Below are 12,460 nucleotides of genomic sequence, written 5' to 3' on the forward strand. Positions count from 1 at the left end.
TCAAAATGTGGGAGCGGGCTTGCTCGCGAAAGCGTCATCCCAGGCAATAGAGAATCAGGATCAACGCGACGGAATCAGCAACTCCCGCACGCCAGAAGCCTGCTCGACAATTTCACCTGGCAACTTCAACCGCTGATCATCCAGATACCGGTAATCCTTGCGTGCAGCCTCCAACCGGCTGAAATCCAGCTCAACCGCAAACTGCCCTTCATCGCGCCCGGCCTCGAACAACAAGGTGCCCAGCGGATCCACCAGCGCACTGCCACCGGCGAACACCAACCCGTCATCGCTCTCTTTTACCCGGTTGACCATCAGCGCAAAGGCCTGGTTTTCCTGGGCACGCGCCATGATCGCGGTGCGGTGAGTCGGGCCATAAGGGTCCATGTTGCCGTTGGTGACGATCAGCAATTCGGCACCCAGTTGCGCCAGGGCGCGGGCGGTTTCCGGGAATTCGATGTCGTAGCAAATCAGCAGACCGACACGCACACCGTTCCACTCGCAAGTGGCATAACGGTCGCCCGCCTCGAACACGCCGCGATCCGACGCCCACAGGTGCGTCTTGCGGTATTTCAGGGCGATGCCTTCCGGGGTAATCAGCAGCGTGGTGTTGTAGAAGCGGCCGTTGTCATTCTCGGCCATGCCGATCACCACGGCGATGTTGTGCTCGCGGGCCGCTGCCACGATGGCGCTGACCGTCGGCCCGTCCAGCGGTTCGGCGGTTTGGGCCACGGTGTCGGCAGACGGAAAGCCCATCAGGTGGGTTTCCGGGAAGACGATCAGTTGCGTATCCGTGTTGCAGGCAGCGATGGCCGCCAGGGCGCGTTCGAGGTTGTACGCTGTGCCGTTGTCACGGCCCGCCAGCTGGGCGAGTTCGACTTTCATGGGGAGTCCTTGTTATGGACCGGGCGGCAGAAAGATTGCCCGGTCTGTGTCTGTGCGCCAGTATGCGCAGCAAGCCACCGGCCGGGGAATCACGCCGCTGGGGTAACCCGATAGGGGTAGAGGCATGACACTTTCATTAGACGATATCGCTTGGCACCGCTCGGTCGGGCAACTGATCGACGCCCTCGACAAGCCGAACTTCTGGACGCAGTTGGTGCGCCTGCTGGATCAGTACGTGACCTTCGACAGCTGGGTGGCGCTGCTTTTCAGCGCGGACCAGCACCCCCAGGTGTTCGCCGAATGCCCGGGCGAGGACGGCAGCCCTGATCAGTTGTTTCAGGATTACTTGCGCGGGCTCTATCTGCTTGATCCGTTCTACATCGCCTGCCGAGAACAGTCGCGTACCGGGCTCTATCGCCTGTCGGAAGTGGCGCCGGAGCACTTTGAGCTGACCGAGTATTACCAACGCTACTTTCGTCTGAATGTGGTGGCCGATGAAATCCAGTTCAATTGCCAGCTCGAAGGCGACCGCACGCTGTGTCTGTCACTGGGCAGCAAGCAGCGTTTCAGCGGCCAGCAGATTGCCTTGCTGTCGCTGATCCAGCCTTGGGTGCTCGGCCTGTTGCGCCAGCGCCTGCCCTACGAAATCAACGAAGTCGTGGCCCTCGCGCCAGCACCGATCCAGGGCGATTGGCGCGTGCAGCTGGAAGCCTCGGTGCAACAACTCAAAGGCGCGCAATTGACCGCCCGTGAACTGGATGTCGGGCGCTTGATGCTCAGCGGTTGCTCCAGTAAAGAAATCGCCCGTAAGCTGGAAATCTCCGTCGAAACCGTGAAAGTCCATAAGAAACACATGTACAGCAAGCTGGGGATCAAGTCCCAGTCCGAGCTGTTTTCGATATTCCTGCAGGCACAAAATGCCTGACACAGCACGGTTCTGTAGGAGCGAAGCTTGCTCGCGAAGTGGCCATTTCATTCAACATTGATATTGGCTGATACACCGCTTTCGCGAGCAAGCTTCGCTCCTACAGGGTCCGTGTGTACCTGCTAACCGAGTCCGAACCAAGGAACCCGTATGAGCCTGTCACTCCTGAGCCGCTACGCCTTCTTTGCCGCTTGCGTGATTTTCACCCTCGCCAGCCTGCCCTTCCTGGAACATGACTGGCTCTGGCCAATCACCGCCGTGACGGGCGTCCTCAGTCTGGTGGGCCTGTTCGACCTGCTGCAAAGCCCTCACGCGGTGCGGCGCAACTACCCGATCCTCGGCAATATTCGCTATCTGGTAGAGGGCATTCGCCCGGAGATCCGCCAATACCTGCTCGAATCCGACAGCGACGCCCTGCCCTTCTCCCGGGCTCAGCGTTCGCTGGTCTATTCCCGGGCCAAGAATGAAAGCGCCGACAAACCCTTTGGCACCTTGATCGATGTGTATCAATCGGGTTTCGAATTCATCGGCCACTCCATGCGCCCGGCGCCATTGAGCGACCCGAGCAGTTTCCGGGTCATCGTCGGCGGCCCGCAGTGCACCCAGCCGTACTCGGCCTCGGTGTTCAACATCTCGGCCATGAGCTTCGGCTCGCTCAGCGCCAACGCCATTCGCGCGTTGAACCAGGGTGCCAAACTCGGCAACTTTGCCCATGACACGGGCGAAGGCAGCATCAGCGCCTATCACCGGGAAAACGGCGGTGACCTGACCTGGGAACTGGGCAGCGGCTACTTCGGTTGCCGCACCGCAGACGGACGCTTCGACCCGGAACGCTTCGCCGCACAAGCGCAAACGCCGCAAGTACGGATGATTGAGATCAAGATGTCGCAAGGGGCCAAACCCGGTCACGGCGGCATCCTGCCCAAGCACAAAGTCACTAAGGAAATCGCCGAAACCCGCGGCATCCTGATGGGCGAAGATTGCATCTCGCCATCGAGGCACAGCGCGTTTTCCACGCCAATCGAACTGATGCACTTCATCCAGCAGTTGCGTGAACTGTCCGGCGGCAAACCGGTGGGCTTCAAGTTCTGCCTCGGTCACCCGTGGGAATTCATGGGCATCGCCAAGGCCATGCTGGAAACCGGCATTCTCCCGGACTTCATCGTGGTCGACGGCAAGGAAGGCGGCACCGGCGCCGCGCCCGTCGAGTTCACCGACCACATCGGCGTGCCAATGCGTGAAGGCTTGCTGTTCGTGCACAACACGCTGGTGGGCCTGAACCTGCGGGACAAAATCAAACTTGGCGCCAGCGGCAAGATCGTCAGTGCCTTCGACATCGCCAGCGTCCTGGCCATCGGCGCCGACTGGGCCAATTCGGCGCGCGGCTTCATGTTTGCCATCGGCTGCATCCAGTCGCAAAGCTGCCACACCAACAAATGCCCGACCGGCGTCGCCACTCAAGACACCCTGCGCCAGCGTGCGCTGGTGGTCCCGGACAAGGCCCAGCGCGTCTTCAACTTTCACCGCAACACACTCAAGGCCCTGGCGGAAATGCTCGCGGCCGCGGGCCTCGATCATCCGTCACAACTGTCGGCCAAGCATCTGGTACGGCGCATGTCGGCCACCGAGATCAAGTTGTTCTCGCAGTTGCATGTGTTCTTGAAGCCGGGGGAATTGCTCACGGGTGAGGTGAACGGCGAGTTTTACTCGCGGATGTGGCAGATGGCGCGGGCGGATAGTTTTGAGCCTAATGAGGTGGTTGCTGCGTGAGGAAAACGCCCTCGCCAGCCTCAGACGACGTTACCGTTCCATCGAGAGTAAACAAGCGAGCTTCAACGTCTCCTCCGTTAATCGTCAGCATTTGTTGCCATCGTGCTGGGAACTTGGTTGTGCTTTCAGGTAACCCTGAGCGAGTTACCCACCAGACCCGTCTGGTGGGAACTCTAGATACCGCAACATCCTCCAGGAAGATCCATTTCAGGGATGGGGAGATGAGAGCCCACCCGCCTTGGTCAGGGTAGCCCCAGGTTGGGTCGGACGATGATCTGGCATGAACCCGCGGCTGAACACCCGTCGTGTTGTAGTACATGAACGGTAAGTACCAGAGCAGGCTGTCGATCAGGATTTCATCATCTGGTTTGAGTTCCTGACTAATGCGGGCGACTATTTCGTCCAGCCGACCTGTCTTGCCCTCCCTATTTTCATAAACACCAATCAGCCCCTGAACTTCCACAACAACAAAAATAGCCAAGGTAGCTATAGCAAACGTGCGCTGCTGATGCGACCAGGAATCCACAGCAACAGCAACGATAAGTGGCAATCCGACCGCGGCAAATAAAAGATATCTAGGCACAAATGCGGGGGTGAATAGAGCTATCAGTAAAAGCGCAATCGCAGGTACAAAAAAATACCCGATCAACAGCACGCTATAACGGGGCTCACTCCGGTCGTTCGACAACGCCCAAACAGAACAAATCAGGATTAGGAATGTCGGCACCGCGCGCAAACTTGACGAAACCGGCACTGAGTCATTCATCACCGTGAATAGCCAAACTATTGTCAGCACAGTGTGCCCAGTGAGAGGCTCTATCCAGGCTTGCCCCCCCATTCCTGAAAGTTGATGGAGGAAATATGGAACCCAAGGCAAGTACAAAAAGACAATCACGATGTTTGCCGCTGTCCATGCACGAACGGACAATCCACGCGCCTGCCACCAAAAAAGCCAATGAACCAAGACACACAACGCAGCGAAATAATGCGTGTAAAAAGCAGCCGTCATCAGCAGCACATACAGGATCGCAAAGCGCTTTCGCTGCGGTGAATTAACCCAACACACCAACGCCACGGTCGCACCCATGAGCCAGAAACCGAGCAAGGTATACATGCGGATTTCCTGGCTATAGCGAACCGAGATCGGTAGCAATGCCAACAACACAGCAGCAATCCAAGTCGCCCTTCGCGTCGCCACAACACTCATCAATTTGATGCACAGCAACAATGTGCCGACGTCGGCCAAGGTGCTCAGGGATCGAGCAGACAAGACGCCATTACCGAACAACAACATCCAGTAATGCAGCAACACATAGTAAAGCGGTGGATGAACGTCCCGAGCCGTGGTGGACCAAATGTACGAAGGCGATCCGTCGGCAAGCAGCAGGCTGTAGGCCTCGTCATACCAGACCGCCGGCACGGTAATAGAGTGAAACCTCACGACCATCGCGATCGCCACTACGGCAATCAGCCCCGCCCAATCGACAAACCGGCGCGACACGTTCACGCTTCGCGCTCGCCATACAGGATAAATCTCGAGAAGAAAAACCCGCAAACCAGACTCAACAGCGAGAACGACCATACGGTCACCAGCCCGTGGATTTTCCAGACATCGGCGTAATGCCCGACGACGAAACTCATTACCCCCATGAAAAACACATACAGCAGATAACGAAGTACCGACGCCCCGGCCTCAAACGTGTAGAGCGCATGCACATAGAATGAGAACGTCGCGGCCACACAAAACGCCGAAAAGTTACTGGCAGCCTGACTCAGTTCGGCCGCGATGGTGAGTACGTAAAATATCTGCCAATGGATCAGCGTATTGGCTACGCCAACAACCGCATACGTGGAGAACTCTTTCCATAAGGCTTTCATGTTCGGTCCTTGAACTGTCGCTGCTTCAGGTGTGTTTCAAACCTAAAGTCGAGGACAGGTGCGCGTCTACTGTAAGAACTAACAGGTAGCGCGGCATTCCAGACCAATGGTCGCGGGGTTCACCACTGGAGAGAGCGGACCCTGGCGGGTTCTTTCATGACAATAAAGCCGTAGTCCCCCAGCAGATAAATCCGATAAAACAGACTGTCCACCAGCGGTGGATAACCCTGATAACCCACCCGCGTCGCGTTACGCCGCTCCTTTTCCCTGACCACATTGGCAATGCCTGTTTTCGGCAAATTTTCCGCGAGCATAAAGAAGTCGGTGTTGAGCAAGTAATGCAACACCGGCATCTGCTTGAACGACCCGGAGGCGCCCACCAGCCAGTGATCGGAGTACGTCACCGACATATAAATGCGCTTGGCTTCGCGCAACGCGGGGCGCGAAGCAATGTCGGCACTCAAGGCGTACAGCGCATTCGTTGCGAAAGTCTTTTGCAACGTCAGCACCCGTCCATAGGCAAAGGAAAGCGAGAGCATCGCCAACAATGGAACCAGCAACAGCAACGGCAGCTTCCCGTGCACCGACGCCAGCGCCCGATGGCTCAGGTAGAACAGCAATACCAGCACGACAGCAAAGCCCATCAAGGTGCGGGCGCCTTCATTGAAATCGCGGAAAAATAATGAGACGCCCGGTACCAGCAGCATCAGGACGGGCAAGATCAACAGGCACAGCAGGCCGATCACGGTTTTGTTCAGCCCAGTGCCCGCACGCTCCCGCACGCGCTGTCCCACGCGCACGGCACCGAATAGGGCGCACAGCAACAGCGCGGCAAATACCCAGGCAAAGCCGCCATGGAACAGCAGCACGATTTTTTCCAGCACCCAGCCCGCGCTGGTTTCAATTTGCTGCAACGGCGCCGCTGCTCCGTTCAACAATGAGGTTCGGTTCTGAGTCATGTAGGAATAGGCGGTGGCGTAATAGATCAACCCCGCCAGACCCACCTGTACAACTTTGCTGCCGATCAATCGCCACCACTCAGGCCATGCCAATGGGTCGTCCGTGCGCCGCAGCAACTCCAGGCAACATAGACCGAGAAACACATTGAAGCTGACCTGATAAAGCCCGATGGCCAAGGCTATCAGCGCGGCGGGTATCAGCAGGTGCTGGACGCGCGAGGGGCTTTGAAAGGTGATCGCGTAGATCACCGCCACGATACTCATCACCATGGTCGGTCCGTCGTATTGGTACGACAGGTTTTGCAGGAAAAACGGGTTGTACCAAAGCGGCAGCACCACCAGACAATGGGCGAACGTCGGTTCGGGGAAGTAGTGGAACGTCAGCCGTGTCAGGGCCGAGCTCATCGCCAGCGTGGCGATCAATAGCGGCATCGGGAAGATGTTCGGCGCGGCGCCGCTGAAGGTCAGCAGGTTGTAGAACCACTGCGCGAACAACCGGCCCTCCTCCGCCCAGCCGGTGCCGGCGGCCAGGGCACGCCAGTTGTCATCGATGTAGGGATAATCCGCGAGGATCAGCGGCAGGATGTACATCAGCGTCGCGAACAGAAACAACAACCAGACTTGGCGGCCTGTTAGTTCTTTGTCGAGCCATTCGCTGATCTTCATGCCGGTGCCTCATGGGAATTCCGCCTTCAATCAATAAAGCCTTGAACCCCGACGGTAGCCAGAGATCGCCGACCTGCGCGGCTTTTAGACCGGCGGTTGCCACCTCGCCGAAGCACAGAGACATTCCGTAATATCCGCACTTTGCAATTGCCGGCGAATCCCTGCACCCTGCGCGCCGCCAATGTGCAGCGCGCAACCTTTGTGTCGCCGGCGCTCCTACTTCAAAACCCGTTCAAGAGCCCGCAGCCATGACGACTGAACGCGATCACCGAATCGACTTTTTCCGAGGCCTGGCGCTGATCTTCATTTTCTGGGATCACGTGCCCCACAACCCGCTGGGTCAACTCACCCTGCGTAACGTCGGTTTCAGTGATGCCGCCGAAGTCTTCGTGTTTCTCGCCGGGTACGCGGCGATCCTGGCTTACGGCAAGATCCTGGCCCGCGACGGTTACCTGATTGCCTGCGTGAAAATCCTGCGCCGCGCCTGGGTGTTGTACGTGGTGCATATTTTCCTGCTGGCGATGCTGATGGGCATCGTGTTCTTCGCCAACAGCCATGTGGAGACCCGCGACCTGGTCGAGGAAATGGGCATGCACCACTTCATCAGCAACCCGCAGCAAGCCTTGATCGATGAGTTGCTGCTGCGCTTCAAACCGAACCTGATGGACCCGTTGCCGCTCTACATCGTGCTGCTGGCAGGTTTGCCGCTGGTGCTGCCGATATTCGTGCGCAAACCATGGGTGGTGGTAGCGATGTCATTTGCGGTGTACCTGACGGTGCCGTTGTTCGGCTGGAATCTGGCCGCCATCAAGGATGGCGTGTGGTACTTCAACCCCGTCGCCTGGCAACTGTTGTTCGTACTCGGCGGTGCCGCTGCGATTCACGCGCAGCGCCCACGCTTGCCCGACAGGCGCTCGTTGCTGCGCCAGCCATTGTTTGTGAGTGCGGCGTTATGCGCAGGCGTTGCCGGTGTACTGACCGTATTGTGGCGGTGGCCGCAACTGCATGATGCGATGGTACCGACCAGCCTGAGCAACCTGTTGTACCCGATCAGCAAGACCGACCTGTCGCCGGTCCGACTCCTGCACTTTCTGGCGCTGGCGTATGTCACGGCGAAACTGTTGCCGGACGCTGGCTGGACGCAGAACTGGCTGGCCCAGCAATGCAGTCGCATGGGTCGTTATTCGCTGGAAGTGTTCTGCCTCGGGGTGTTGTTGGCACCCTTGGCGGACATGGTCAACGCCTTGACCGACGACGCGTTTGCCATGCAAATCTTCACCGCGCTGGTGGGTGCGGGGTTGATGGGGTTGTTGGGGGTGTGGCTGGATTTCAACAAGCGCCTGACCCGGTCGGCTCACGTCGCCGCCGCGTGACATCGGCAAAGCAACCATTGTGGCGAGGGAGCTTGCTCCCGCTGGACTGCGCAGCAGTCCCCCAACAGTCGGCCCCCGTTCCCGCCACATGACCCTCTGCACAAAACCAGTTACACCAGATTGAAAGTTCGAGAGGCTTACAGCGGTAGTTTCTGTCCCGACGTAAATCGCTCAATTTTTACCTCGCCAGCGTGCTCCATGTAGACATAGGCATATGCATCAGGAAGAGAGGCAAGGACTTGAGCGACACCTCCTTCCCAATAGATTGCTGCCCCATTGTCGCAGGCAATAGCCCTTCCACCGGACGAGCGCACAAGCTCCTGCAGAGGGGCATGCCGCTGCTCTTTGTCGAGGTGAGGGCAGAAAGCACCGGGCAGAAAACCCAGTGCTTCCAGCCGCTTCAGACTCCAGCTTGAGCCCGAATTAGCGGAGAATCGGTCCGAGTCACTCAGTCCTGCTTCATACCAGCAAATGGCTCCAGCGCTTAGCCCCGAAAGGATGGTGCCATTCACTCCCGCTTGGCGCAGAGCCGTATCGATTCCGAAATCTCGCCATATGGCGAGCATCTGTTGTGTATTCCCTCCCCCTACATAGACAAGATCGGAGTAGAGGATCTTCTGCATGGCGTCTTGTTGCGTAAAGTTAGAACGCGTCGCCAGCAGGAAATCAACTTTGCAGCCCAGGCGCTCGCCATAGACATGTTTAAAAGTTTTGCAGTATCCCTCCGCATCGCCACTTGCCGTAGGGATGAAGAGGGCTTTGGGGGTGCTCTTTCCTGTTTGGTTACAGATAAACGAATCCAGATCCAGAGTTTCCAATTCAGAAATCTCACCGCCACCAATCGTTACGATCTTCACGTTTAAGCACCTCAGTTCAAGAATGTACCGCGACGCTCAAATGAAACCCATGACAGGCTGAGCTCACTGCTATCCCTACGCCAAGGTATGCTTTCAGGGAACCCAAGCGCGTGAATCGCAGAGGATGAAACTACACCCGCTATCTCTACATTCATTGGCCCAAAGCTGGGTCCAATAAAGTCAGGAGTTCTTGTCCACTTAACTGCTCGGAATTCATCATCTACCTGAGATTCTGAGTGACCAAAAATTTTAACTAGAGCCTTATTCTGAAAATACCCACAAGAAATTGTCAGAAAGCCATTTCTCTGCGACAACTCTTGAAGTTTTTCTTGTGCGACCCCCAACGGTTCATCAGCCGACAGTACAACCACATCCACTCCTTGTGTTAGCTCTTCAAGGTGATTGTCATTCACCCGTTCCATCAGCGCGCGGCAATTTCTCAAAGAGTATCTACGCTCAAGAACGTCTTTAAGTACTTCGACTTTGGGCCGACCAATATCACTCCTTTCCCACAAAAACTGACGGTTAAGATTACTTGCCTCAATTGTGTCTGGGTCCACAAGGATCAGATCTTCAATCCCTGCTCCGGCAAGTTGCAAAGTAACGAGGGAACCAATTCCGCCACATCCAATGACTAAAACTCGTGCATTCTGAATACGATCAAACGCATTGATCAGCTCTTGGCAATTGCGGGATATGCAGCAAAAATAAGACGCGGTCCTGCTAGTTCTCTCGTCTCGTAGTAGCCTGCGCGCTGCAATGACTTGATCCTCCTCACCGAAAAGAATTGAGTTAGAAGAAACCAAAGCTTCAAATAAATTCTCCTGAGAGGCAGGGTTCGGTAATTGTACAATTCCTGCCGGCCCAGCAATGTAGGCACCCCTTGCGCCATCAAGCCCTTCAACAACGGTTGGACGTATTAAGCCAACAACTTTGTTTTGCGCGTAGACGAAAGAGTCAGATACCCGCTCTTCTCCGGCGGATAGAGATTCGAATAGAGAGTCCATTCCAAATTCCCAGTATTGCGGAGGGACAGACCAGCAATGTTACTGCTGGTCTTGTGTGGCACAGATTAGTTGCAAGCCAGAGGGTGTGGCTTCATGAAAAGCTTGCACGCGGTCCCAGCAACTACCAACTCGGCTGGCTGCACGACTAGGGGAGAAGTTGAAGGAGTGGGCTTAGTAATCAAAAACTGCGCATGTTCCTTTGCGAGACTCATGTCTACAACCACCGGCTTTTCTGTCATCGCGGCTGCGTGAGCGGAAAGAAGGAGGGTTGCAACGAACGTTACCGATTTAACATGCATTTTTCTATCTCCTGATAGCGCGTAGTGTGTCAATGACACATCCTTTGCGAGGCTACCTTGCCTCGCCGCCGATGCTATAAATTCTCATTTTCACTTGCAATCGATCAAGAGTTACAAACTTTGACCGGGCGCTGCAAATGATTCTCGAGCCTACTCGCTACCACAGAGCATTTTCATTTTCTGAGAATTGCTCCCACGCAAATACGACATTGGGGAGCAGACACCAGCCAATAAAAAGCCCCGGCCAATGGACCGGGGCTTTTGCGTTTCAGGCGTGACGACTTACGAAGCCGAGCGCACCGCACCTTGCGACACATTGGTCGGTTGCAGCTTGAACACGTAGAACAACACCGTCAGCAGCACCAGGAACGCCGGGCCCACATAGAGCGCCACGCGAGTTTCCGGGAAGTACGCCATCAGGCCGACCACCAGCACCAGGAACGCCAGCGCCAGGTACGAACTGACCGGGTACAGCCACATCTTGTATTTCAAGCCCGCCCGTTCACTGGCACTCAGGCCTTCGCGGAACTTGAGCTGGGCCAGCAGGATCATCACCCAGGTCCAGATCGCGCCAAAGGTGGCAATCGCCGTCACCCAGACGAAGACTTTCTCAGGCACCAGGTAGTTGAGCAGCACGCCCAGCAACAACGCGCCGATCGACAGCAGCAGCGCCCGACGTGGCACGCCGTTGTTCGAGGTCTTGGCAAAACCGGCCGGGGCCTGGCCATTCTGCGCCAGGCTGTAGAGCATGCGCCCGGTGCTGAAGATGCCGCCGTTGCAGGACGACAGCGCCGCGGTGATCACCACGAAGTTGATGATGCCGGCTGCGGTCTTGATGCCCAGGCGTTCGAACGTCATCACGAACGGACTGCCTTGGGTGCCGATTTCGTTCCACGGGTAGATCGACAGGATCACGAACAACGCACCGACGTAGAACAGCAGAATCCGCCAGAACACCGAGCCGATCGCGTTGGGGATGGTCTTCTGCGGGTTCTTCGCTTCACCGGCCGTCAGGCCGATCATCTCGACGCCGAGGTAGGCGAACATCACCATCTGCAGCGACATCAACACGCCTTGCACGCCGTTGGGCATGAAGCCGCCGTGGGCCCAGAGATTGGAAATACCCAGCGCCACGCCGTCGTTGCCGAAGCCGAAAGCGATCACGCCGATACCGCCGACCACCATCGCAATGATGGTGACGATCTTGATCAGGGCGAACCAGAACTCGAATTCACCGAAGGCTTTCACTGCAATCAGGTTGATCGAACCCATGCTGATCAGCGCGGCGAGGGCCCAGATCCAGCGCGGTACATCGGGAAACCAGACGCCCATGTACACGGCCACGGCAGTGATTTCTGCGACACAGGTCACCAGCCACAGGAACCAGTAATTCCAGCCCGTCAGGAAGCCTGCCAAAGGGCCGAGGTAATCCTGAGCGTAACGGCTGAAGGAGCCGGCGACCGGGTTGTGCACGGCCATTTCGCCGAGGGCGCGCATGATCACCAGGATCGCCAGACCGCCAATGATGTAGGACAGCATGATGGCGGGGCCGGCCATTTCGATGGCCTTGGCCGAACCGAGGAACAGACCGACGCCGATACAGGCACCGAGCGCCATCAAGCGAATATGCCGTTCGCCGAGTTCGCGTTTAAGCGGGCCGCCCTGAGCGGTCTCGCCATGGGGCAGATGATTGCCGACTGGCATAGGGGTACAACCTCGTCTTGTTATTGGATATGACCACCGAGTAACAAAGCGCTGACCGGTAAGCCATTGCTTCTGAGAAACCGGGCCTGCTTCGTGAGCAAACCCGTCTTGCAGGACAACACCTGCAAGATCAGCGGGGC

Annotated in this window: 10 protein-coding genes; 3 read left to right on the forward strand and 7 right to left on the reverse strand. The window is 57.0% G+C overall.

Features of this window, described 5'->3' with window-relative positions:
• Nucleotides 1–60: 60 nt before the first annotated feature.
• On the reverse strand, nucleotides 61–882 hold the full coding sequence (locus tag ACA068_RS23545) for a carbon-nitrogen hydrolase family protein (protein ID WP_497305157.1): 822 nt from the start codon (nucleotides 880–882) through the stop codon (nucleotides 61–63).
• A 124-nt stretch (nucleotides 883–1,006) separates the two neighbouring features.
• On the opposite strand from ACA068_RS23545, the gene ACA068_RS23550 reads away from it, so the two are divergent.
• Both ACA068_RS23550 and ACA068_RS23555 read left to right on the forward strand, forming a co-directional pair.
• Entirely contained in the window at nucleotides 1,007–1,807 is an 801-nt protein-coding gene (locus ACA068_RS23550; protein WP_059406091.1) for a helix-turn-helix transcriptional regulator, read from the forward strand.
• 150 nt (nucleotides 1,808–1,957) lie between these two features.
• Nucleotides 1,958–3,577, forward strand: a complete 1,620-nt coding sequence (locus tag ACA068_RS23555; protein WP_109634525.1) for an FMN-binding glutamate synthase family protein — start codon at nucleotides 1,958–1,960, stop codon at nucleotides 3,575–3,577.
• Here ACA068_RS23555 and ACA068_RS23560 read toward each other — a convergent pair.
• The 3 genes from ACA068_RS23560 to ACA068_RS23570 form a co-directional block, all read right to left on the reverse strand.
• Complete coding sequence (locus tag ACA068_RS23560) at nucleotides 3,555–5,084, reverse strand: glycosyltransferase family 39 protein (protein WP_497305159.1); 1,530 nt, start codon at nucleotides 5,082–5,084, stop codon at nucleotides 3,555–3,557. The genes ACA068_RS23555 and ACA068_RS23560 overlap by 23 nt on opposite strands.
• Nucleotides 5,081–5,455, reverse strand: a complete 375-nt coding sequence (locus ACA068_RS23565) for a GtrA family protein (RefSeq protein ID WP_497305161.1) — start codon at nucleotides 5,453–5,455, stop codon at nucleotides 5,081–5,083. The genes ACA068_RS23560 and ACA068_RS23565 overlap by 4 nt, the downstream gene beginning before the upstream one ends.
• Before the next feature lie 119 nt (nucleotides 5,456–5,574).
• Nucleotides 5,575–7,080 carry a glucosyltransferase domain-containing protein gene (locus tag ACA068_RS23570; protein ID WP_497305163.1) on the reverse strand — a complete coding sequence of 502 codons (1,506 nt, stop codon included), beginning with the start codon at nucleotides 7,078–7,080 and terminating at the stop codon, nucleotides 5,575–5,577.
• A 248-nt stretch (nucleotides 7,081–7,328) separates the two neighbouring features.
• Between ACA068_RS23570 and ACA068_RS23575 the strand changes: the two genes are divergently transcribed.
• On the forward strand, nucleotides 7,329–8,453 hold the full coding sequence (locus tag ACA068_RS23575; RefSeq protein ID WP_497305164.1) for an OpgC family protein: 1,125 nt from the start codon (nucleotides 7,329–7,331) through the stop codon (nucleotides 8,451–8,453).
• Nucleotides 8,454–8,590: 137 nt separating this feature from the next.
• Here the strand turns inward: ACA068_RS23575 and ACA068_RS23580 are convergent, their stop codons facing one another.
• The 3 genes from ACA068_RS23580 to ACA068_RS23590 form a co-directional block, all read right to left on the reverse strand.
• The gene (locus ACA068_RS23580) at nucleotides 8,591–9,310 is read right to left on the reverse strand and encodes a Type 1 glutamine amidotransferase-like domain-containing protein (RefSeq protein ID WP_497305166.1); all 720 of its coding nucleotides are present in this window, start codon (nucleotides 9,308–9,310) and stop codon (nucleotides 8,591–8,593) included.
• An 11-nt stretch (nucleotides 9,311–9,321) separates the two neighbouring features.
• Nucleotides 9,322–10,317, reverse strand: coding sequence for a ThiF family adenylyltransferase (locus tag ACA068_RS23585; RefSeq protein ID WP_497305168.1), 996 nt, complete (start codon nucleotides 10,315–10,317; stop codon nucleotides 9,322–9,324).
• A 581-nt stretch (nucleotides 10,318–10,898) separates the two neighbouring features.
• Nucleotides 10,899–12,320: an amino acid permease gene (locus tag ACA068_RS23590; protein WP_497305170.1), complete on the reverse strand. Its 1,422-nt coding sequence runs from the start codon at nucleotides 12,318–12,320 to the stop codon at nucleotides 10,899–10,901.
• Nucleotides 12,321–12,460 lie beyond the last annotated feature (140 nt).

Source organism: Pseudomonas sp. LBUM1660, assembly GCF_059695935.1.

Excerpts from the sequence above, each read along its gene's own strand:
- ACA068_RS23570 (WP_497305163.1), bottom strand. The coding sequence starts at position 7,080 with ATGAAGATCAGCGAATGGCTCGACAAAGAACTAACAGGCCGCCAAGTC.
- ACA068_RS23585 (WP_497305168.1), bottom strand. The coding sequence starts at position 10,317 with ATGGACTCTCTATTCGAATCTCTATCCGCCGGAGAAGAGCGGGTATCT.
- ACA068_RS23550 (WP_059406091.1), top strand. The coding sequence starts at position 1,007 with ATGACACTTTCATTAGACGATATCGCTTGGCACCGCTCGGTCGGGCAA.
- ACA068_RS23545 (WP_497305157.1), bottom strand. The coding sequence starts at position 882 with ATGAAAGTCGAACTCGCCCAGCTGGCGGGCCGTGACAACGGCACAGCG.
- ACA068_RS23555 (WP_109634525.1), top strand. The coding sequence starts at position 1,958 with ATGAGCCTGTCACTCCTGAGCCGCTACGCCTTCTTTGCCGCTTGCGTG.
- ACA068_RS23565 (WP_497305161.1), bottom strand. The coding sequence starts at position 5,455 with ATGAAAGCCTTATGGAAAGAGTTCTCCACGTATGCGGTTGTTGGCGTA.
- ACA068_RS23575 (WP_497305164.1), top strand. The coding sequence starts at position 7,329 with ATGACGACTGAACGCGATCACCGAATCGACTTTTTCCGAGGCCTGGCG.
- ACA068_RS23590 (WP_497305170.1), bottom strand. The coding sequence starts at position 12,320 with ATGCCAGTCGGCAATCATCTGCCCCATGGCGAGACCGCTCAGGGCGGC.